Raw genomic sequence first — 21196 nt, 5'->3', positions numbered from 1 at the left:
GTTAACCAATACCTTATACAATATTTTTATTAAATTTTTATAAATCTTATCGTGATACACTAGACGGCAAAATTCTTAATGTTTATGATTCATTTTGATTAATAATATTTTAATTAACACTGTTTTTTTCTACATAAAAGAATAATTTTTGCTAAGACTATTTTCATGAAAAAACTTTACTTGCTCCTTACTGCATTTTGCAGCTCGTTTTTATTTTGTCAGGAGAAAGATTCTGCTTCAATAATTTCTGAAGTTACGATAGATGCTTATAAGAAACCAGGCAAACTGATCAATTCCACAAAATCTGTTGCTGTAATTATCAAAAATCTTCTCAATCAGAATATACCAGAAAGATTGCTGGAATCTGTCAACCAGATTCCAGGTGCAAGAATGGAAGAACGTTCGCCGGGTAGTTACCGTATTTCTCTTCGCGGAAGCACTTTAAGATCTCCTTTTGGAGTGAGAAATATAAAAGTTTATCTGGATGATTTTATCTTATCAGATGCCTCGGGAAATACTTATTTTAACATTGTTTCTCCTGAATTGATCGACAGAATGGAGGTTTTCAAAGGTCCGGAAAGTGGTGATTACGGAGCTGTAACAGGCGGAACAATAATTCTGAACACTAGGAACTTGGAAAGTCTTTCTATAAATTCTTCCATCGGCAGCTACGGAACATTTAATCAAAGTGCTGTTTTTTCTAAGCAGGCAGGTAAACATTTTTTCGAAATTTTTCAAAATTATTATCAGACGGATTCTTACAGAAACCAGTCATCTGTCAAAAGAAAGCAGATTTTTATGAAAGATAACTTTCAGTATTCGGAAAAAGGGATTGCAAAAGTAATGGTCATGTATTCTGATCTCAATTATCAGACTCCGGGCGGGCTGACTTTGCAGCAGATGGAAACCAACAGAAAGCAGGCAAGACCTAAAACAGCAGCTCTTCCAGGCGCAGAAGAACAAAATGCAGGGATCACAAACAAAATGATTTTGGGTGGACTTTCCAATGAATATCAGTTTAGTCCTAATTTCTCTCATTTTATTTTAGTTCAGGGTTCGTACGTAGATTTTGAAAATCCGTTTATCATCAATTTTGAAAATCGATTTGAAAAGAATCTGGCATTACGAACCCATTTTAATTATGAAAAAAATTGGGATGCGCTTTCTTTAAGTTACCGATTAGGTTTTGAAGGTGGAGTGAATGATATTTTTGTTAAAAATTACGATAATAACAGAGGGGTTGAAGGAAATCCACAAAATTTTGATCAGATTAAAAATACTTCCGGATTTTATTTTATTTCTCAAAGGCTGAATTTGCAGGATAAGTTGTTTACCGATATTTCTCTAAGTCTCAATTCCAATTCTTATCAATGGGAAAGGTTATTTCCGAATGCCGAATCGGGCAGTGCGAAATTTAGAAATCAATGGCTTCCTAATTTTGGAGTAACCTACGCATTTACAAAAGGATTCTCAGTTCGAGGTAAAATAGGTAAGGGTAATTCTGCACCAACGAATGAAGAAATCCGCTCTTCTAATCAGGAGTTTAACCAAAATCTGAGTCCGGAATTTGGTTGGAATAAAGAAATCGGGATCAGAAAACAGCTGGGAAATTTTCTTTTTGTGGAGGGAAGTTACTTTGATTTCAGGCTTATTGATGCCATTGTGAGAAGACAGAATGAGTCGGGGCAGGAATATTTTATCAATTCAGGAGAGACGGTTCAGAAAGGTTTTGAATTTTTATTGGAATCTAAAAATTTCAATCTTAAAAATGATTTTTTCAGCCATTTTAAATTCAGATTTTCAGGAAGTTTATATGATTTCAAGTTTAAAAATTATCAGCATAATGAAAAAGATTTTTCAGGAAATGATTTGACGGGAGTTCCGCGAAAAACCATCAACAGCTTACTCAATTTTACTTTTTTCAAAAAACTTAGTATTGATTATTCTCATTTTTATACTTCAAAAATACCTTTAAATGATGCTAATTCTGTTTGGTCGGAATCTAATTTGATTGCAAATATTCAGTTCAGATTTCCAATAAATTTTGAGAAAACCAAAGTTGACTTATATCTTCAGATTCAAAATCTATACAATGAAGATTTTGTTCTAGGTTTTGATATCAATGCTTTTGGAAACCGTTATTACAATCCTGCTGCCAAAAGAAATTTTGTTTTGGGAGCGAAAGTTGATTTTTAAGTCAAACGGATTTTTTTGAAAGAATATTTTTTATGATCAATTCCGCATGAATTCTGGAGTTTTCGATGAACCATAAGTGGGTGTCTTTTCCACCGCAGACAACGCCTGCCAAATATAGATCAGGAATATTGGTTTCCATGGTTTCAGAATTGTAGGTAGGGTTTAAACATTCACCATTCAGCTCAATTCCGGAGTTTTTCAGGAAATCAAAATCAGGAAGATAACCTGTCATGGCGAGAACGAAGTCATTTTCAATTTCATTCATAGTTCCGGTTTCATCTTTAAAAATAACGGAATTTTCTTTAATTTCAATTAATTCAGCATTAAAAAAAGCTTTGATAGATTTTTCTGCAATCCTGTTTTCAATATCTGGTTTTACCCAATATTTTACACTGTCAGAAATTGCCGAATTGCGGATGATCATGGTTACCTCTGCACCTTTTCGGTAGGTTTCCAAAGCAGCATCTACAGAAGAATTGCTTGATCCTACAACGGCCACTTTTTGTTTCGCATAAGGATAAGGCTCAGTGTAGTAATGTTTCACTTTTTGAAGCTGTTCTCCAGGAATATTCATTAGGTTCGGAATATCATAAAATCCGGTCGCAATAATTACATTTTTGGCAAAGTACTTAGATTTTGAAGTCTCAATATAAAAAGTCTCTTCGTTTTTGGAGACTTGTACAACTTTTTCGTAAAGTTTGATGTTGAGGTTTTTCTGCCTTGCAATTCCCTGATAATATTCCAACGCTTCCTGTCTTCCCGGTTTTGGAGCTGCAGAAATAAAGGGAATTTCTGCTATTTCCAGTTTGTCGGCTGTTGAAAAAAATTTCATATAAAGAGGATAGTTGTATAAAGAATTTACGATTGTTCCTTTTTCAATAATGAGACAAGAAAGATTTTTCTTTTCAGCTTCCAAAGCACAATTCAGTCCGATAGGTCCGGCTCCGATGATGAGAATGTCTAGAATTTCCATTACACAAATTTACAAAATCAAAAGTTTCCTGTGCGAAATTACCAAAGTCTTTTAGATCAATTCGGCATTGGTTTTGAACTTACCGGACAAATTTTTAGTTATGAAACATTTCCTTATCATATTTCTGATGTTTTTTTTTATTTCATGTGAAAAGAAGGTGAGCGAAAATTCCGCAGTTTCTTCTGATACTATTAAAAAACCAGATGAAAAAGCCGAAATTAGTCAGAAATCATTTTCTAAGGAAGTGATATTAGAGAAAATGAATGATGATTTGCTTCAGGCAATAAAGCTGGGTAATTATGGAACATTTTCAGATTGTATTCATCCGGAAAAAGGGGTGAGATTTTCTATGTACGCCTTTGTTAACAGAAATGAAGATAAACATTTTTCCAAAGCGGATTTTCAGAAGTATTTTCCTACCAAAACAATATTTACTTGGGGATCTCGTGACGGAACAGGTGAAATTTATCAGGCGACGATTAATAATTATTTTAAAAAATGGATTTTTAAAAAAGACTTTATTCAATCAAAATACTCATTCAATAGGTTTCAGGGAAGCGGAAATTCTTTGAACAATCTTAAAGAAATTTATCCTGATGCTGATTTCACAGAGAATTACATTTCAGGTTCGGAAAAATACAGCGGTATGGATTGGAACTCACTCCGTTTTGTTTTTGAGAAATTTGAGGGCAAGTATTACCTGGTTGCTGTGATTAATGATGAATGGACGATTTAGCAATTGTCATTTAGCAATTTAATAAAGCTCTTTTTAAATTATTGAATGAAATTTTAAAGAGACCTTTTATCCAATATTTCTGCTAACTGTTTCGTTAAGTTTCTTCTTGAAAATTGTTCAATGTTTTGAGTATTTTGCGAAAAATCTCCATTTTTCCATGATTCAAATTTGTTTAAGATAAAATCTTCAATTTCTTCAGAATCATGATAACTGAAATGTCTTCCTGCTTTTGTTTCATCTAAAATTTTGGAAACATCGGCTTCTTTGGGTCCGAAAGAAATAATCTGTTTTCCTGTCGCTAAATATTCAAAAATTTTACCCGGAATAATTCCTTTAGAAGCTTCACCCGGAAAATTGGTAATGAGAAGTAGTGATGATTTTGACATTTCTTCTACAGCTTTTTCATGCGAAACGTAGCCCAGATTCAAAATGTGATTTTTCAATACAGATTTTTCAATGGTATTTAAAATCTTGTCGTCGATTCTTCCAACAAATTTTAAGCTGAAATTTTCAGCAAAATCTGAGTTTTTTTGCACTAAACTTTCTAATGCTTTCCAAAGGTTTTCAGGATTTCTCAATTGTTCTAAAACACCGATATAGCTGAGTGTGAATTTAGCATGAGTGTCTGAAAGTCTGAGAATTTCAGATTTTGAATCTGTCTCATCAAATCCATTAGTGATACAGATTGCATTGGCTCCGTTTTTTCGGAAATTTTCCGCATCAGTATAGCTTGTTGCCAAAGTAATATCTGCATTTTTAAAAACTTCGCTTTCCAAAAAACGGTGTTTTTTATCGGATCTGTTGGTGAGTTTTAAATGTTTGTAATAGGAAATTTCCGTCCACGGATCACGAAAATCGGCAATCCATTGTAATTCAGGAAATTTCTTTTTTAGATTTAAACCAATCAGATGCATGGAGTGGGGTGGTCCTGAAGTAACAACCGTGCCTATCTTATTTTCTTTCAGATATTTTTCAAGAAATTCGGTAGAAGGTTTTACCCAAAAAACTCTTGCGTCAGGAATGAAAAAATTTCCTCTCACCCAGATCGAAAGTTTAGATTTCCAGCTTTGGTTTGTGCCTACATCAAACTGTCCTGCTTTGAATTTTTTATTGCTTTTATTGAGTTTTTCAGCCAGTTGATAAGGTTCCCATATTTTTGTTCTTACAATTTCTAAATCTTCAGGAACATCTTTCATTAGAGTATTGTCTAATAATGGGTAACTGGGATTTTCCGGGGTGTAAATAATAGGTTTCCAACCAAAATCAGGAAGATATTTTGCAAACTTAAGCCATCGCTGAACGCCCGGTCCTCCTGCAGGAGGCCAGTAATAAGTAATGATAAGAATTTTTTTATCTTCCATGAGTTTTAATGTAATCCTGCTTTCTTTTGTCATTCTGAATGAAGTGAAACGGAATGAAGAATCTCATTTAATTTCATCATTTAGGAACCTCCAAGTTGGATCGCTGTATTTTTTCATTGTGATTGTATTTAGTTTTTGGAGATTCTTCACTGCGCTTTGCTTCGTTCAGAATGACAATATAGCATTTAAGCTTCTTCTTTAAACTGAGTTTCTTTCTTTTTCTTTTTGTTTATCCAGAAAATCCCGAAAGCACTCAATGCAATGAATAATCCAAAACAAATAAGAGAAATCCATTTTCCTTTTTCGATTACTTGAGGCTCAAAAATCATTTTGATATTGTGAGTTCCGGAAGGAACGTGTACGGCACGTAAAAAATAATCTGCTTTAATGTAAGGAACTTCTTTTTCATCCACAAAAACTTTCCAGCCGTGAGGATAATATACTTCCGAGAAAACAGCCAACTGTCCGGTTTTCGACTGTGATTTGAATTCTAGTTCGTTCGGTTCATATTTTGTGAGATTGATCGAAGCGGTAGAGTCCTGCTGTACATTTTTACCATTGAAATACGCTTTGTCTTCTGCATTGATTACCGCAGTCTTTTTAGTGTCAATGTCTCCAATTAATTTAATTTCTTCGTCCGGTGTACTCACAAATTTCATATCACTTACGAACCATGCATTTCCATTGGCATTCGGATTAGGAACGACCTGTGGTTGTGAAGGATCACCGAAAATCATATATTTTGTATTGAGGAGGTTGAGAATTTTTGGTGTTTTGATGCTGTCAACATTAGAAATATATCTGTTCATTACATCATCAAATCTTCTCAGTCTCACTGCATGATAACCTCCTACTGAAGATTTGAAATATGAGGTATTGGTTTCACTGGTTACCCCTAAAACCTGATTGTAAATTCTGTAGTGTTTTTTATCTTTTTCGGCAATAGTTTCCAGAACTTTGTTGGTTGGAATGCTTGCCAAAATTGATTGCAGATTAGCATTGTCACCCACTTTTTCAGCCAGATATTCTGTGCCTTCTGTCTGAAAAGGGTTTTCAGCAAAAATTTTATCTACGTAATTGTCGTCATTCAGATAGCGTTTATTTACTGTCCACAGATCAAATAAACTTACTGCTCCGATAATAATAAGTGCAATATTCTGATTGAGTTTTTCTTTTAAAGCAAAGAATAAAACTGCTGCAGTAATTCCTATATATAATAAGGCTTTGATGGCATCAATTCTGAATAATTTAAAACGATCTTCTTTCAACACATCCAAGATGAAAGTTGGTATTTCGGCTTCTCTGGAATTCGTTAAATCTAATAAAGATTTTCCGAAAAAAATAAGGGTGAGGGTAAAGACGAATATTGCTCCGCTTACGTAAGTAAGAATTTTCTTTTTGTAGTCTGCGTCCAGTTTTTCACTCTTGAAAAAACTGTACAATCCCATTATTGCAATGAGTGGAAATAACAATTCTACCACCACCAATATAGAAGAAGGAGCTCTAAATTTGCTGTAAAAAGGAACATATTCAATAAAGAAATCCGATAGAAACATAAAGTTGCTTCCCCATGCTAATAAAATTGTTAAAATAGTGGCACCTAAAATCCAGTAGCGGTATTTCTTCGGCGCAAAAAAGAATCCTAGTAATGCTAAAAAGCATACTACAGCTCCCTGATAAGCGGGTCCGGAAGTTCCGGGCTGGTCTCCCCAATAAGGTGTTGTCTGCTGACTGATGCTCTCAATCGCCTGTTCTAATTGTTGCCCATCATCAATCTGACCCGATAAAGATTCTCTTAGTTTATTTTTATAAGAATCGGTGAAATTTTCCTGGCTTCCGCCTCCCATCAGTCTTGGAATAAAAAGATTCAGTGTCTCAAGTTTTCCGTAGCTCCACATCAGAATACTTTTTTTATCCATTCCGGAGTTTCCTGCGGTATTATTTTCAGTGTTGAGAATCTGTTTTCCTCTTACTGTTTCTTTAATGTATTCGGAGTTTGCCATAATTCTCTGGGAATTCATTCCGACTCCAATTGCCAATGATGCAGCAACAATTCCTGACGAAACCAGAAAATGTTTCATCGGAACTTTCTTCTGAATGGCTCTTACCAATTCGGAAATAAATAAAAATCCTAATCCCAAAAAGAGGTAGTAGGTCATTTGCGGATGGTTTGCAGCCACCTGCAATCCGAAGAAAAGAGTCGTAATAATAAATCCGAGAATGTATTTTTTTCTAATATAGACGAGTAAAATTCCAGCCAAAAGCGGAGCGAAATATTCTATGGTATTTACTTTTCCGTTGTGTCCGGCTGCAATAATGATGTAAAAATAAGTGGAGAGACCAAAAAATGTGGCTCCCAAAAGTGCATATTTCCAGTTTCTTACAGCAACCATTCCCAAAAGAAAAAAGCCTGAAAATAATAAAAAGAGATAATTGACCGGTCTCGGCAAAATATTGAGATAGCTGTCGATTTTTTTGATAATATCACCTTCGAACCGACTTCCCATCTGATAGGTTGGCATTCCTCCAAACATAGAATCGCTCCAGTAGGTTTCTTTATCGAAGTTATTTCTGTAGTCAATGAGTTCTTTAGCACCTCCTCGGTATTGTACAATATCGTGCTGGAAAAGCTGTTTTCCCGTAAATACAGGAGTAGAATATAAAAATGCCAATAATAAGAATACAACCAGTGAAGCTGCAACGTATATTAAGTTTTTATTTTTTGCCATTTTGGTCATTAGATAGATTTAATTTTCAATCTTTTTTAAAATTATTTTTTGTCTTTCACCTCTTCATAGTCAACAGTTTCCGCATCCCATTTCACTTTCTGTTCAATATTCGGTTTTGAGCTTTTCTTTTGTTCCTGCTGATTATTTTGCGGTCTGAAACCAGTGTACTTGTAAAAAGACTTAAAAAACATTCTTTTTAAAATATTCCAGACAAAGAAAATAATAATCGTTGCGAGAATTAACTCAAAAATAAATTTCATAGGTAGATATTTATTGTTTTTTTAAATGATGTTATTGCTTATTTCAGAATTTATAGGGAAATTCTGGTTTGGCAATTTCATAATCTTATTACTTTAATATTCAATTTTGAAATTCGAGGTTCAATTTAGATATATGACTGAACCTCAAATTGTACAATTCATTTATTTGGATGAAGGATTTACCATCACCGATGAATTTGAAACACTTTTCATAGATTTAGACTCTTTTCCGTCTGAAATGGTTTCTACCTGAGTGGTTTTTACACTGATGTTCTGGTTTTGAATCCATCCTGTATTTTGATCAAACTTTATCGTTCCGTTTTGCTGAAGCTCGCTGCTCATGCTGTGGTTGATTCCGTTCTGGCTCTGCTTCTCAGTTTTTTTAGGAATTCCTCCGGTAATGGAAATCTCAGCAACCCCGTTTCCTACACTTTTCAAAGCATAATTTGAGGTAACTTTTATTTTTCCTGCTTCATCAGCACTTTCAGAAGTAGTCCATTTTTCTCCGATTTTTACTCCTTTTTTAGGAATTACAGAAAGATTTTTTTCAAACTGATCTTTTAGCACTTTTTCGTTGAAAGTTTCTTTAAGACTTGCCACCACGCTTGCTCTCTGATTAGCATCTTTTACAATGTTTTTTAGTGCATCAGAAATTTTGGTGTAAACTGCATCAAAGCCAGTAATGGAAATTACCTTGCCGCTCGTGTCCATTTTCATATTCAGTTTATTTCCGGTAAGTGCTTTATTAACATTCCAGATCATTTTAAGATTGTCATCTTTTGGAATCGGCTGATTGGTGTCTACCACAATGGTTTTCCCTTGTGCGGACTGTGAGTTTCTTTTCGAAATAAGATTGATGGTCATATCATACACATTTCCTTTAATATCGTTTACGGTAAAACTCATTTCATCTGTAGATTCGCTGCTTCCGCTCATGCTTTTCCCTTCTGGGTCAGTCATGGTTTTGGTATCTCTCTGGTAAGTTGTTAAAGGATAGGTTTTTCCTTTTTCCAGTTTAAAAGTCTGCTTAAAAATACCTGCTGAATCTTTAATTGCTGCATCGGCTTTTACTTCTTTTACAGAATCTGCAGGAACTTCTACCGTAATGGTTTTACCGGTTTTAGGATCTACTTTGGTGATGGTTGCCGTTTCTTTTTTACATGAAACAACGGCTAACGAAATTATGGCTAATGCAAATATTTTTTTCATAAAATTTTTCTTTTTGAATCAGATAGATTTTTCAGATAAACGAAAATTTCTAATTGATATGAATGTAGGTTAAATTAAATCTTTGTAAGTTTTTGTCTCATTGCTTCATATAAAATAGCTCCACAAGCTACAGAAACATTAAGAGATTGGGTTTTTCCTTCAATAGGAAGCTTTATTTTTTCGTCGGAATGGTGCAATACTTCTTTTGAAATTCCTGTTTCTTCATTTCCCATTACGATGGCGCAAGGTTCAGTAAAATCTACATCATAGATCAGCTTTTGAGCTTTTTCTGTTGCCGAAAATACAGAAATTCCGCTTTGTTGCAGGAAATCTACCACATGCGCCAAATTGGGTTCTTTACAGATTTTGATGTTGTACATTGCACCTGCAGAAGTTTTGATGGCATCAGAATTAACGGGAGCTCCGCCTTTTTCAGGAATAATTACGGCATCAATTCCCACACATTCTGCGGTTCTGCAGATGGCTCCGAAATTTCTGACATCTGTCAATCGGTCTAAAATCAGAATGAAAGGAGTTTTCCCCTGCTCAAATAATTCGGGAACAATATCTTCAATTTTGTGGAATGGTACATCAGAAATAAAAGCCACCACACCCTGATGATTTTTTCTTGTAAAACGATTTAGCTTTTCTACAGGAACGTAATTGGGACGGATTTTATTTTTAGCTAAAATAGCTTTCAGTTCTGCATAAATCTCTCCCTGCAATGCGTTTTGTACAAAAATTTTGTCAATCGTTTTTCCAGCTTCAATAGCTTCTAATACGGGACGGAGCCCAAATATAAAATCGTCTTTCATATGTATCGTTCAACGTTTAAGGTTTAAAGTTCAATGTTTTTTACTGTCTGTTATTTGAACTTTGCCCCTTTCAAGTCTGTATTCTTTAAATAATTTATAAATGAGCCTATTTTTCTGCTCAATATTTCTGTCTGTTCTTTTAAATTTTCAAATTTTTCAGGAGTTATAAAATTCCTATCAAATACTCTGTACAATTGTGATCTTGTTTCTCCACAAGATGCTTTAGCGATTGAAAGGAAATTAATGAATTCTTTATTTCCGTTTCTTTCAAATCCTTCAGCAATGTTATCCATAATTGAACCGGATGAACCATCAATCTGGTTACTTAATCTAAAGTTGTTTTTAAGATTTGTAGTTTCAATAATTTCAAAAATCTCAGCGCATAAAATTCTTGATAATTTCCATATTTCCAAGTCTTCAAATTTATTGACTGTTGCCATAACCTTAAACTTTAAACATTGAACCTTAATACTTTTCTCCCAAAACTGCTCTTTTCTGCGCCATTGCATAGCCATAATGCAGACTTTCGTGAAGGTTATTAAAAATAATAGCATCCTGAATACTTTTCAGATCCATTCCGAAACTTGTGGTATAAGGAGTATAGTCTGAAAAAAAATCGCTGTCAAAATCTTTCATTAAAGTTTTAGAAGTTTCTGTCAGCAAAAATTCAAGATCTTCCACTTCAGATTTTTGAACATTCAGGTTAGGTAAAGTTCCTTTTTTGTAGGTTTCTATCCAGTATTTATCTATTCTGAAAGGATTTCCGCTCAGATAATAATGCAGCAGTTGCTGTGTGGCAACTGTATGGGCAATATTCCAGTAAATATTATTGTTAAAACCATCGGGAATCAGCAAAAGATCTTCATGAGAAGTATTTTGAAGAATATCTAAAAGGTTTTTTCTGACTTGTCTGTGTGCTTGAAAATGATAATTCATTTTGCAGAATTTTAATCTCCAAAATTAGTTTAATAAACTGAAAATGACAATTCTTAAATCATCTAATCCTTGAAATATTACATTTTTTTATGAAATTATTCCTTGTGTTTATTGGTTTTATGAGAAACTATTCGCAAATAATAAATTTATTTCGGAATTTATTTAACAAACTTTAACTCAAAAATGGCATTCATTGTGTTGATTAATGCAAGTATTTATCAGAAATTTACCCATTATTTTAAATTAAACTATGTCAGATTCATATCAAGCAGAAGACATCCGCCAACTTACAGAAAAAGTGAAAGAACAGAATTACTTTTTTACTCTTCTGAGGCAGGAAATCAATAAAGCAATTGTCGGGCAGCAATACATGATAGACCGACTTCTGGTCGGGCTTTTGGGAAACGGGCATGTTTTGCTGGAAGGGGTTCCCGGTTTGGCAAAAACTTTAGCAATAAAGACTTTGGCAGAGGCTGTTCATGGTGAGTTTTCCAGAATACAGTTTACGCCGGATCTGCTTCCTGCAGATGTAGTGGGAACGATGATCTTTAATATCAAAGACAATGATTTTTCTATAAAAAAGGGACCTGTTTTTGCCAATTTTGTTTTAGCGGATGAGATCAACAGAGCTCCTGCAAAAGTACAATCGGCTCTTTTGGAAGTCATGCAGGAAAAGCAGGTAACTATAGGAGACGAAACGATGGTACTACCAAAACCTTTTTTGGTTTTAGCCACTCAAAACCCGATTGATCAGGAAGGTACTTATCTTTTGCCTGAAGCGCAAAGTGACCGTTTTATGCTGAAATGTACAATAGATTATCCTGAATTTGAGGACGAGAGAAAGGTTATGAGAATGGTTTCTACCTCACATCAGCCGGAAATCAGGCAGGTGATTTCTCTGGAAAATATTATGGAAGCAAAATCTTTGGTCAATCAGATTTATCTGGATGAAAAAATTGAAAAATATATTCTGGATATGGTTTTTGCCACGCGTTTCCCTGAAAAATACGGACTTTCTGATTTGAAAAATTATATCAGCTTCGGGGCTTCTCCAAGAGCATCAATCAACCTGGCTATTGCTTCCAGAGCGTATGCATTTCTTAAAGGAAGAGCATTTGTGATTCCTGAAGATGTGAAAGCTTTGGCACATGATGTTTTAAGACACCGAATCGGGTTGACTTTTGAAGCGGAAGCAGAAGAGATTTCGGCAGAAGAAATTGTCAATAGAATTTTAGCAAAAATAGAAGCACCATAATAATGTAGCAATTGACCAATGTAACAGTTTGGCAATTTTTGAGATTGTTATATTGATAAACTGATACATTGTTACATTTGAAACTATGCAGATAAAAGATATTGTAAAAAAAGTAAAGCAGATAGAGATCCGAACCAGAAGGAAAACGGAATCTTCGCTGATGGGACAGTATCATAGTGCCTTTAAAGGGCAGGGAATGACGTTTTCGGAAGTGCGTCCTTATCAGTTCGGAGATGAAATCCGTAGAATCGACTGGAATAAAACAGCGCGTTTTCGCGAACCGTTTGTAAAAGTGATGGAAGAGGAGCGGGAATTAACGATGATGATTCTGGTGGACATTTCCGCATCCATGGATTATGGAACAAAAACTCAGCTCAAAAGAGAATATGCAGCAGAAATTGCAGCAAGTCTCGGTTTTTCTGCGGCAGGAAACAATGATAAAGTGGGTTTAATTCTTTTTGCTGACAAAGTCTATAAAGTGGTTCCGCCACAAAAAGGAAGAAAGCACATTTTATCAATCATCAGTCATATTTTAACGGCAGATTATATACCTGCTGTTTCAAAAATTGATAAAGCTTTAGAATATATGATGGGAATTTTCAAAAGAAAATCTCTGGTATTTCTGATTTCTGATTTTGAAGATGGATATGATCCTAAAACATTGCGTGTGGCATCCAAAAAACATCAGCTTTTGGGAATGAGAGTGTATGATGAAAAAGACAATGAAATTCCCGATGTAGGATATGCATTGCTGAATGATGCAGAAACAGGAAAGCAGATCTGGGTAAATACATCCAGTGCAAGATGGAGATATACTTTTGCGGAAGCCCAAAAACAAAAAATAAGAATGCTTGAAGAAGATTTTGCCAATTCTTCCGCAGAGTTGCTCAATATCAATACTGGCACAGATTATTCTAAGCTTTTATATAATTATTTTCAGAGAAAATAGATAAGAATTGAGATTTTATAACCTCACGTTCTAACTTTAACCTTGAATGATAAATTAAATTGAAAAAATTACTTTTATTACTCTCCTTTTTAATTTGTGTAAGTTCTTTTGCACAACTCCTTTCTTCCAATCTGGAGAAAAAAACTCTGGCACTGGGAGAGGTAGATCATTTAGTTATTAAAATTGATAATCTGAGAAGTAAATCTGTCATCACTGCTCCAGAAAATGAGCTTTTACCTTTTCATTTTGAAGAAATAAAAGACAGTATCGGTATTAGTGCTAATACTTATGAAAGAAAAATAGAATTTGCTGTTTATGAAGAGGGAACTTTTAAAATCCCCGAACTAGAATTTAAAGTAGGAGAAAAAATTCTGAAAACGATTCCTTACGAAATTGAAGTTGTTAATACTGCGCAAAAAGAAGATCAGATCAATGACATTATGAGTAATAAAGAAGTGCAGCTGGAAGTTACAGATTATTGGGAATTGTACAAATGGTATCTTTTGGCAGCTTTGGCATTGATTGCCCTCATTATTGCTATTGTAATGTTTATGAAATATGGAAGAAAAACCAAGGGGTCTCCGGTGGTTGCCACTAATCAGACCTTAAAGGAACTGGATTCATTAAAGAAGAAAAAATATATTGAAGAAGGAAATTACCGCTCGTTTTATGTGGAATTAATTGATATTTCAAGGAAATTTATTACCAGACAATATAATATTCCGGCAGATGTTTTGCTTACTGATGATCTCATTTCTCTGATGAAACAGAATAATACGATTTCACAGGAAAACGAAAAAATTGTGGAAGACGTATTTTTGAGAGGCGATCTGGTAAAATTTGCCAAAACTTTTCCGGATCAGCAAATGATGGAGAAAGACTTCAGCGAAATAAAAGATTTCGTGAAACGCTCATCCGAAGACATAGAATTTGAAAACCTTAGAAAAGATGTTTGATGTAGATTTCGAGTTTTACAGTCCATGGTTTTTATTGCTTTTCGCTGTTTTTATACCTCTTTTATTTAGAGATTTAAGTCAGAAAAAAAGAAAAGGAATCAAAGTTCCGACTACCAAAAATATGGAAGTGAACAGTGGTATTTTGCCGGTTCTTTTTCTTTTGAAAATTTCCAAATATATCATTCTTTCTGCATTGATTGTTGCCATGGCAAGACCCAGAACTTTTTCTGTTTCTCAGGATAGAGACGAAACAAAAGGGGTAGATATTATGCTTGCTGTGGATGTTTCTCTGAGTATGTTTTCTAAAGATTTTGATCCGGACCGATATTCTGTCTTAAAGAAAATTGCCGTTGATTTTATCAAAAACCGTCCGAATGACAGGTTTGGTTTGGTTAATTATAAATTGGAGGCATTTCTGAAAGTTCCGCTGACTTTTGATCATGATGCGGTCATCAATGAAATTCAAAATCTTAATCAGAGAGAAATGATAGATGGAACTTCTGTGGGAGACGGTCTGGCTGTTGCGGTGAATCATTTGATAAAAAGTAAGGCAAAAAGTAAGGTGGTAATTTTAATGACCGATGGGGTGAATAATCAGATCAATGGTTTGTTTCCGCCACAACTTGCTGCTGTACTTGCGAAGGAAAATGATATCAAAGTATATTGTATAGGAATCGGAACCAACGGATATGCGCTGATGCCTGTAGATGTGGATGAATTTGGATTTTTTTATCAGGAAATGCCGGTTTCTATTGATGAGGATACATTGAAAGAAATTGCTTCTACAACGGGAGGAAAATATTATCGTGCAAATTCTGAAAATAAACTTCAGGAAATTTATTCAAATATTAATACGCTTGAAAAAACAGATCTTAAGGTTGCAAAAAATTATAACTATGAAGAGCATTTCAGAATTTTTCTGTGGATAGCATTAGGAATGCTCGTCTTTGATGCTCTATTACGTTGGGTACTTTATAAATTTATAAGCTGATGAATTGGTATTTAGGAAATAACGGATACTTACTTCTGCTGTTGCTTTTACCGCTTCTGGCATTCATTGTCGTAAAATATCTCCGTTGGAAAAAAAGAAAGAAAAATCTTTTTGCAGAATCAAAATTTCATGACAGCTTATTTGAGAAAAACACCTCTTTTATCAGATTTTTTCCAGTGCTTTATTTTTTGGCGGTACTGTTTCTTATTTTTTCGATTGTGGATTTGCTGAGCGGATCAGAGAAAATAAAGTCTGTTCAGAAAATGAATAATGTGATGTTTGTAATGGATGTTTCCAACTCAATGAATGCGGAAGACATCAGTCCGGATCGTTTGACTCAGGCCAAAAATATTATCATCAATACCATTAAGGAACTTAAAAATGATAAGATTGGCATTGTCATTTTTGCGGGCGAAGCAGTTTCAGTAATGCCATTAACTACCGATTACAGCTCTGTGGAAACTTATATATCAGATTTAAAAACGGATAATATTACGATTCAGGGAACTGATTTTCTTCAGGCAATGGAAATTACTTCCGGAAAATTTAAAAATATCAGCAAAGGTTCCAGAAAGGTAGTTTTAATCAGTGACGGAGAAGATAATGAAGGAAACGATAATGCTGCCATTAGACTGGCCAATAAAGAAGGCATTACTATTACTTCTGTAGGAGTGGGAACTGATGAAGGTGCACCTGTTCCTGTTTATGAATTTGGTCAGCTTGAAGCATATAAATTTGACAGAAATGGAGAGACGGTTATATCTAAAAGGCAGACAGAAGCGCTCAAAAAAATGGCAGAATCTACAGGCGGGATCTATATAGACGGAAATAATATGAATGATGCACCTCAAAGAATAGCCCAGGAAATCAGTAAAAAAGCTTCCGAAACGGATACGGTAGTCAATTCTCAGAATGCGAATCATTATTATCAGTACTTTTTAGGAACTTCAATATTCCTATTCCTGTTTATTTTTATTTTTAATCCGAAGAGAGACTTTAATCTTTAATTATACAAGTAATTACTTTAACCCAATTTTAACAATTAAACCGCTGTTTATTAACATATAAAGAGATAATTTTGCAATAGATGAATACTAAAATTCTATTTTCAGCGTTAATACTCGTTTTTGTATTCTCAGGTTTTGTATCTGGGCAGGAAAATTACAGAACTTTAGTGTTTGAAGGAAATCAGAAGTTTAAAGGAAATGACTTTGATGGTGCATCTTCAAAATATATGGAAGCTATAAAATCCAAAGGAAATGATTTTACCGCACACTATAATTTAGGAAATACACTTTATAAAAAGCAGAAATATCAGGAAGCGCAGGAAGAATATTCAAAAGCGGAAAAGCTCTCACAGACTTTACCGGACAAAGCTGCAGTACTGCACAATCTTGGGAATACCATGATGCAGATGAGCGAACCAGAGAAAGCTGCAGAATATTACAAGCAGTCATTGAAGCAGGATCCTTATAATGAGGCAACAAGAAAGAATTACGAAATTGCCAAGCTTAAAATAAAGGAACAACAAAGAAATAACGGCGATAAAGATAACAGCCAAGGGAAAAGCGGAGGCGGAGAAGATCAGAATAAAGGCGAAAAAGGAGATTCTAAAGATCAGAAAAAAGATCAGGGAAATGGTCCTCAACAAAGTAAGGGAAAAGAGAATAAGCCAAATGGAAGCGGACAGGAAGGGAAACTTCCGAAAGATCTGCAAAAAGCGATTTTAGACAGTATTGACGGCAGAGAAAAACGTACTGCGAGAAGAATATTAAATAATAAATCTTATTCTAAGCCCGAGAGCAACGAGAAAGATTGGTGATGAAGCAAAAAATTATTTACGCATTTTTTACCCTCCTATCTGTAATTTCTTACGGACAGGTTGAGCTTTCTATGAAGTCTGATAAAACCGACTACAATGGCAAAGATATCGTAAACCTCACCATCGTTCTGGAACTCAACGGAGACAATCTTGTACAGCAAAGCAAAATAATGCTTCCTGATCTTTCCAAATTCAACATGATCGGAAACGGTTCATACAGCCAGGCTTTTATGGATGGCTCTACCAATACTTCTGTAGAACAGTACGTAACCAGAATTGCTCTGGAACCTAAGCAAAAAGGTAAGGTGAGAATCGGATCTGTATTGGTTACCGTAAACAATAAAATTTACAAAACCGAACCTTTTGATATTTTCATAAGAGATATAGATAAAAAATCTGTTGCGAATGTCAGCAACGATGTGTATCTCAATATGGAAATCGAAGACAGAGAAGTTTATCAGAGTCAGCCGACCATTGCTGTTTTGAGGGTGTATTCAAAAAATATGGATCACTTGAGAAAAGTAAAAAACATTCGTCTCCCACAGCGTGATAATATTAATGTACATCCTGTAAGTTTAAAGAGATCTGAGATCGACCCGAATGGTTTTGGAAATATGGCATCGCAGATTCTGGCGGTTTTCATGGTGTTTCCTAATGAATCCGGGTTTGTAGAAGTTCCTCCGGTATCGGCATCAGTCAATACTTTTTCAAGTAAAAATTCAATTACTTCCAATAAGGTAAAATTAAATGTAAAAAAGCTTCCTGAAGGTTCTCCTGAATCATTCAAAAATGCTGTCGGAAATTTTAAAGTAGATGTTTTCTGTAGTTCCAAAGAAAAAATTGAAGTTAAAAAACCAGTTAATGTTACCGTAAAAGTTACCGGTGAGGGAAATCTCTCTGATATGAATCTTCCTAAAATAGAAGAGTCTCCTTTTTATGATGTGTTTACCCCAAAAATTTCGTCATTTGTACGTCCCGGTACAACAGGAATGAAAGGAGAGATCCTGGCAAAATATGTTATCATCCCCAAAAAATCGGGTGATCTTGTTATAACAACGGAGTCTTTTTCGTTTTTTAATCCCGAAGAAAAAGAATATGTTGATCTAGGTGAAAAAAAGCTTGCCGTTACAGCATTTTCACATGATGAGGTTTTGGAAGCAAAATCAACTGTTGAAAAGGTAAATGAATACACCAATACTTTTCTGGAAACGGTTGACAGTCCGGTGCTGAAAACGACTTCTTTTAAGGTAAAAGAAAAAAGCAAACTCAACTGGAATATCTTTCTTACCAATATTGCTATTCTTTTAGGATTAATCATTGCCTACTTTCTATTTAAAAATTGGCAAAAAAAGCGAAATATCATTAAGGAAAAGTCAACTTCTAAACCTTTAGGTTCTGTCGCTGAAACAGAAGCAGAGATGAGACAAAGTCTAAAAACAGATATTACCGACTATTTTGCTTATCTGGAAAATCTTAAACTTTCGGCAGAAAAGCAAAAGTTCTTTGAAACATTTGAAGAAATGGATTCGGAAGTCAGAAGCCAGTATTTTCAAAGCTCTAAACAGGATTTCACATCTTTCCTCGAAAGACATAATGGTCAGGATATAGCAGAAGATTATCAAAGGCTGCTTCAAAAAGTTCAGATGGAGAAGTTTTCTCCTCTTACTTCCGAAGAATCTCTTCATGATCTTCTTAGTCATATTGTTAAATTATATTCTGTAATTAGCAAATAATCATTTTTTATTCATATTTTTGCGAAATTAATAATTTTAAGTGATGGAAATCTTTGAAAGTTTTGCTATTAAAGAAGTATTTACCAGTTTTATGGTTCTTTTTGCCGTGATAGATATCATAGGTTCTGTGCCTATTGTTGTAAGCCTGCAGCAAAAATTTGGTCAGATAGAAGCAGGAAGGGCTTCTGTTACTGCGGGGCTCATCATGATTGTATTTCTTTTTGTAGGAAATAAAATTCTAAAATTTATCGGAGTTGATGTAAACTCATTTGCCATTGCAGGTGCTTTCGTCATATTTATCATAGCCCTTGAAATGATTTTGGGAATTGAGATCAATAAAACGACTGAAGCCAAATCGGCATCTATTGTCCCAATTGCATTCCCGTTGGTTGCAGGAGCGGGAACATTAACAACGACGTTATCTCTTCGGGCAGAATTTCATGATATTAACATTATCTTTGGCATCATTCTCAATACAATTTTCGTATATTTGGTGCTGAAATCGGCGAAATGGATTGAGAAGAAAATGGGAGAGGCATCACTGGCAATTCTTCAGAAAGTTTTCGGAATTATTCTTCTTGCTATTTCAATTAAATTATTTACCGCTAATTTTGCTCAGCTGGTGCAGAATTACATTAACTTTTAATGATCATGCAAAAATTTTATAAAGTATTTCTGGTAGTTTTTATCGTTTTTATTGCTATCAATTTATATGCAATCGAATGGAAATCAAGTGTTTTATCTGAAGATAATCTCAAATTTGTTTTTTCAATTCTTGCTGCGTTTTTAGGTTTGATTTTGCTTTTTGTTCTGAATACATGGAGCAAAATAGGGGTAAAAAAATAATATAGATCACATCAATACAAATCCTCTTTCATCATTGAAAGAGGATTTTTTTATGTCAAAATTTTGTCCTTATTATTGTAATCCGGACCAGCCGATTGCCCAAACCGGAGTCAACACTCCGTTGCCTGCACCTGATGCATCCGCTTTTTTGATGTAAGTAGAATCTGCAATTGCGACTGCTGTACCTCCGGAAGACATTAGTAAAGCCTCTGTTGCAACATTATCAAATAAAATATTGTTGATTTTCTTTTTCCCGTTGAAATAAGTAACTGACTGATCACTTTCAATCATAATTCCCTTTTTCCATTCAGATAAAATGATATTATCAAGACTGGCTGCAGCTCCTTTCTGTAATTTAACTGCAACGGAATCTCCTGCATTGGCTCCAATAAAAGTAGCATTTTTGATCGTCGGATTAGATTGCGGAAGTGCATTGTCGTTGAGGTCGTTATTAATTCCTTTTAAGCCCAAGTTTCCACTTCCGTCTGTTTTTCTTTTCGTGTAAATATTGGTGGCTGTACCAATCCAGCCATCTCGGAAACTGATGGCATTATTTGTATTTCCTATCGAAACAATATTAGAAATATTCACGGTTCCACCATAAATTTCCATACCGTCTTCGTCATTGTTAACAGTTGCAATATTCTCAATTTTTGTTTCGTTACCTACACCATATAAAGACAAACCGTTGAATCTTTTTCCGCTGGTAAATTCTGCACCCGCGTATTCAATTCGCACATAGTTTAAGGATCCTGAATTATCATCTGAATCCGTTCCGCCATAGGCTGCATTTCCGATTTCAGTAATACCCGAAATACCATTGTTGACAGGAGCTTTACCACAGATAATAACTCCGCCCCAGTTTTCAGAGTCAGGGTTTTCTGAAGTAAAGACTACAGGTGAAACGGAAGTTCCATTAAGATATATTTTTCCTCCCTGTTCTACCAGAACATATGATGAAGTGCCTTCAGTTGCTGTAATTATGGTTCCTGCAGGAATAACGAGTATGCCTCCACTTTTAATGACAACAGACCCGGAAAGTTTGTAATTTATCATGGCATCCAGCGTTACGGTTTCCCCATTTTTTACCTCTCCTTTAAAGTTGTTCGGGTCTAATGCAATTCCTACAGGAACAATAGAAGCAAAAGTTTCTTCATCTTTGCTGCACGAATGGATTGATATACTTAGTGTGAAACTCAGTAAAATTATTGTTAGCAGGTTTTTCTTCATTCAATAAATTTTATTTTAGAATTTTTAGATCTGAAATGTTAACTGTACGATAAATATATCAAAATTAAATGAATGTTTTAGAGCTTTTTTTGACAACTACATTTATATCAAAGCTAAAATAAATCGTTTTTCGATGAATTTGTAATTGTAATTTGTTTTATTATTGAACTTCTAAGGAGTTAAATTTCTTTACTTGCAC

Annotated in this window: 20 protein-coding genes; 11 read left to right on the top strand and 9 right to left on the bottom strand. The window is 34.6% G+C overall.

What is annotated here, in order from left to right; translation table 11 throughout:
• Positions 1 to 165: 165 nt before the first annotated feature.
• Positions 166 to 2196: a TonB-dependent receptor gene (locus FOL89_RS07375; RefSeq protein ID WP_144282172.1), complete on the top strand. Its 2031-nt coding sequence runs from the start codon at positions 166 to 168 to the stop codon at positions 2194 to 2196.
• 1 nt (position 2197) lies between these two features.
• Here FOL89_RS07375 and FOL89_RS07370 read toward each other — a convergent pair whose 3' ends face one another.
• Positions 2198 to 3169 carry a YpdA family putative bacillithiol disulfide reductase gene (locus FOL89_RS07370; protein WP_144282171.1) on the bottom strand — a complete coding sequence of 324 codons (972 nt, stop codon included), beginning with the start codon at positions 3167 to 3169 and terminating at the stop codon, positions 2198 to 2200.
• Positions 3170 to 3269: 100 nt separating this feature from the next.
• Between FOL89_RS07370 and FOL89_RS07365 the strand changes: the two genes are divergently transcribed.
• Positions 3270 to 3905, top strand: coding sequence for a hypothetical protein (locus tag FOL89_RS07365; RefSeq protein WP_144282170.1), 636 nt, complete (start codon positions 3270 to 3272; stop codon positions 3903 to 3905).
• Positions 3906 to 3958: 53 nt separating this feature from the next.
• On the opposite strand, the gene FOL89_RS07360 is transcribed toward FOL89_RS07365, so the two are convergent.
• From FOL89_RS07360 to FOL89_RS07330, 7 genes are all read right to left on the bottom strand, one after another.
• Positions 3959 to 5266 carry a glycosyltransferase family protein gene (locus FOL89_RS07360; protein ID WP_144282211.1) on the bottom strand — a complete coding sequence of 436 codons (1308 nt, stop codon included), beginning with the start codon at positions 5264 to 5266 and terminating at the stop codon, positions 3959 to 3961.
• A gap of 185 nt (positions 5267 to 5451) precedes the next feature.
• Positions 5452 to 7995, bottom strand: a complete 2544-nt coding sequence (locus FOL89_RS07355) for a YfhO family protein (protein WP_144282169.1) — start codon at positions 7993 to 7995, stop codon at positions 5452 to 5454.
• A 41-nt stretch (positions 7996 to 8036) separates the two neighbouring features.
• Positions 8037 to 8255 carry a hypothetical protein gene (locus FOL89_RS07350; protein WP_144282168.1) on the bottom strand — a complete coding sequence of 73 codons (219 nt, stop codon included), beginning with the start codon at positions 8253 to 8255 and terminating at the stop codon, positions 8037 to 8039.
• Positions 8256 to 8417: 162 nt separating this feature from the next.
• On the bottom strand, positions 8418 to 9464 hold the full coding sequence (locus FOL89_RS07345) for a DUF6263 family protein (RefSeq protein ID WP_144282167.1): 1047 nt from the start codon (positions 9462 to 9464) through the stop codon (positions 8418 to 8420).
• 74 nt (positions 9465 to 9538) lie between these two features.
• Positions 9539 to 10279 (bottom strand): 23S rRNA (guanosine(2251)-2'-O)-methyltransferase RlmB, encoded by a 741-nt coding sequence (rlmB, locus tag FOL89_RS07340; RefSeq protein WP_089742963.1) that lies wholly within the window; start codon positions 10277 to 10279, stop codon positions 9539 to 9541.
• A 50-nt stretch (positions 10280 to 10329) separates the two neighbouring features.
• Positions 10330 to 10719 carry a four helix bundle protein gene (locus FOL89_RS07335; protein WP_144282210.1) on the bottom strand — a complete coding sequence of 130 codons (390 nt, stop codon included), beginning with the start codon at positions 10717 to 10719 and terminating at the stop codon, positions 10330 to 10332.
• A gap of 25 nt (positions 10720 to 10744) precedes the next feature.
• Positions 10745 to 11215 (bottom strand): DinB family protein, encoded by a 471-nt coding sequence (locus FOL89_RS07330; RefSeq protein ID WP_144282166.1) that lies wholly within the window; start codon positions 11213 to 11215, stop codon positions 10745 to 10747.
• Between the two features lie 250 nt (positions 11216 to 11465).
• Here FOL89_RS07330 and FOL89_RS07325 point away from each other — a divergent pair, with 250 nt between their 5' ends.
• From FOL89_RS07325 to FOL89_RS07285, 9 genes are all read left to right on the top strand, one after another.
• Positions 11466 to 12470: an AAA family ATPase gene (locus FOL89_RS07325; protein ID WP_144282165.1), complete on the top strand. Its 1005-nt coding sequence runs from the start codon at positions 11466 to 11468 to the stop codon at positions 12468 to 12470.
• An 85-nt stretch (positions 12471 to 12555) separates the two neighbouring features.
• Positions 12556 to 13419, top strand: a complete 864-nt coding sequence (locus FOL89_RS07320) for a DUF58 domain-containing protein (protein WP_144282164.1) — start codon at positions 12556 to 12558, stop codon at positions 13417 to 13419.
• Between the two features lie 59 nt (positions 13420 to 13478).
• Positions 13479 to 14375 carry a BatD family protein gene (locus FOL89_RS07315; protein WP_144282163.1) on the top strand — a complete coding sequence of 299 codons (897 nt, stop codon included), beginning with the start codon at positions 13479 to 13481 and terminating at the stop codon, positions 14373 to 14375.
• The gene (locus FOL89_RS07310) at positions 14368 to 15366 is read left to right on the top strand and encodes a vWA domain-containing protein (RefSeq protein WP_144282209.1); all 999 of its coding nucleotides are present in this window, start codon (positions 14368 to 14370) and stop codon (positions 15364 to 15366) included. The genes FOL89_RS07315 and FOL89_RS07310 overlap by 8 nt, the downstream gene beginning before the upstream one ends.
• Positions 15366 to 16373 (top strand): vWA domain-containing protein, encoded by a 1008-nt coding sequence (locus FOL89_RS07305; RefSeq protein ID WP_144282162.1) that lies wholly within the window; start codon positions 15366 to 15368, stop codon positions 16371 to 16373. Before FOL89_RS07310 ends, FOL89_RS07305 begins: the two co-directional genes overlap by 1 nt.
• 80 nt (positions 16374 to 16453) lie before the next feature.
• Positions 16454 to 17188: a tetratricopeptide repeat protein gene (locus FOL89_RS07300; protein ID WP_144282161.1), complete on the top strand. Its 735-nt coding sequence runs from the start codon at positions 16454 to 16456 to the stop codon at positions 17186 to 17188.
• Positions 17188 to 18921: a BatD family protein gene (locus FOL89_RS07295; protein WP_144282160.1), complete on the top strand. Its 1734-nt coding sequence runs from the start codon at positions 17188 to 17190 to the stop codon at positions 18919 to 18921. Before FOL89_RS07300 ends, FOL89_RS07295 begins: the two co-directional genes overlap by 1 nt.
• Positions 18922 to 18964: 43 nt before the next feature.
• Positions 18965 to 19567 carry a MarC family protein gene (locus FOL89_RS07290; RefSeq protein ID WP_144282159.1) on the top strand — a complete coding sequence of 201 codons (603 nt, stop codon included), beginning with the start codon at positions 18965 to 18967 and terminating at the stop codon, positions 19565 to 19567.
• A gap of 5 nt (positions 19568 to 19572) precedes the next feature.
• A complete protein-coding gene (locus tag FOL89_RS07285; RefSeq protein WP_144282158.1) occupies positions 19573 to 19767 on the top strand; it encodes a hypothetical protein in 195 nt (64 codons plus the stop codon).
• A 72-nt stretch (positions 19768 to 19839) separates the two neighbouring features.
• On the opposite strand, the gene FOL89_RS07280 is transcribed toward FOL89_RS07285, so the two are convergent.
• Positions 19840 to 20997: a hypothetical protein gene (locus tag FOL89_RS07280; RefSeq protein ID WP_144282157.1), complete on the bottom strand. Its 1158-nt coding sequence runs from the start codon at positions 20995 to 20997 to the stop codon at positions 19840 to 19842.
• Positions 20998 to 21196 lie beyond the last annotated feature (199 nt).

The organism is Chryseobacterium echinoideorum (assembly GCF_007474535.1).
GTDB lineage: Bacteria > Bacteroidota > Bacteroidia > Flavobacteriales > Weeksellaceae > Chryseobacterium > Chryseobacterium echinoideorum.
Note: the sequence above shows the minus strand (reverse complement) of the source record. Positions and strands in the feature narration are given on the sequence as shown.

Coding starts and splice junctions, on each gene's coding strand:
- FOL89_RS07350 (WP_144282168.1), bottom strand. CDS start 8,255: ATGAAATTTATTTTTGAGTTAATTCTCGCAACGATTATTATTTTCTTT.
- FOL89_RS07310 (WP_144282209.1), top strand. CDS start 14,368: ATGTTTGATGTAGATTTCGAGTTTTACAGTCCATGGTTTTTATTGCTT.
- FOL89_RS07285 (WP_144282158.1), top strand. CDS start 19,573: ATGCAAAAATTTTATAAAGTATTTCTGGTAGTTTTTATCGTTTTTATT.
- FOL89_RS07280 (WP_144282157.1), bottom strand. CDS start 20,997: ATGAAGAAAAACCTGCTAACAATAATTTTACTGAGTTTCACACTAAGT.
- FOL89_RS07290 (WP_144282159.1), top strand. CDS start 18,965: ATGGAAATCTTTGAAAGTTTTGCTATTAAAGAAGTATTTACCAGTTTT.
- FOL89_RS07305 (WP_144282162.1), top strand. CDS start 15,366: ATGAATTGGTATTTAGGAAATAACGGATACTTACTTCTGCTGTTGCTT.
- FOL89_RS07375 (WP_144282172.1), top strand. CDS start 166: ATGAAAAAACTTTACTTGCTCCTTACTGCATTTTGCAGCTCGTTTTTA.
- FOL89_RS07365 (WP_144282170.1), top strand. CDS start 3,270: ATGAAACATTTCCTTATCATATTTCTGATGTTTTTTTTTATTTCATGT.
- rlmB (WP_089742963.1), bottom strand. CDS start 10,279: ATGAAAGACGATTTTATATTTGGGCTCCGTCCCGTATTAGAAGCTATT.
- FOL89_RS07325 (WP_144282165.1), top strand. CDS start 11,466: ATGTCAGATTCATATCAAGCAGAAGACATCCGCCAACTTACAGAAAAA.
- FOL89_RS07355 (WP_144282169.1), bottom strand. CDS start 7,995: ATGGCAAAAAATAAAAACTTAATATACGTTGCAGCTTCACTGGTTGTA.
- FOL89_RS07330 (WP_144282166.1), bottom strand. CDS start 11,215: ATGAATTATCATTTTCAAGCACACAGACAAGTCAGAAAAAACCTTTTA.
- FOL89_RS07300 (WP_144282161.1), top strand. CDS start 16,454: ATGAATACTAAAATTCTATTTTCAGCGTTAATACTCGTTTTTGTATTC.
- FOL89_RS07370 (WP_144282171.1), bottom strand. CDS start 3,169: ATGGAAATTCTAGACATTCTCATCATCGGAGCCGGACCTATCGGACTG.
- FOL89_RS07345 (WP_144282167.1), bottom strand. CDS start 9,464: ATGAAAAAAATATTTGCATTAGCCATAATTTCGTTAGCCGTTGTTTCA.
- FOL89_RS07320 (WP_144282164.1), top strand. CDS start 12,556: ATGCAGATAAAAGATATTGTAAAAAAAGTAAAGCAGATAGAGATCCGA.
- FOL89_RS07295 (WP_144282160.1), top strand. CDS start 17,188: ATGAAGCAAAAAATTATTTACGCATTTTTTACCCTCCTATCTGTAATT.
- FOL89_RS07335 (WP_144282210.1), bottom strand. CDS start 10,719: ATGGCAACAGTCAATAAATTTGAAGACTTGGAAATATGGAAATTATCA.
- FOL89_RS07360 (WP_144282211.1), bottom strand. CDS start 5,266: ATGGAAGATAAAAAAATTCTTATCATTACTTATTACTGGCCTCCTGCA.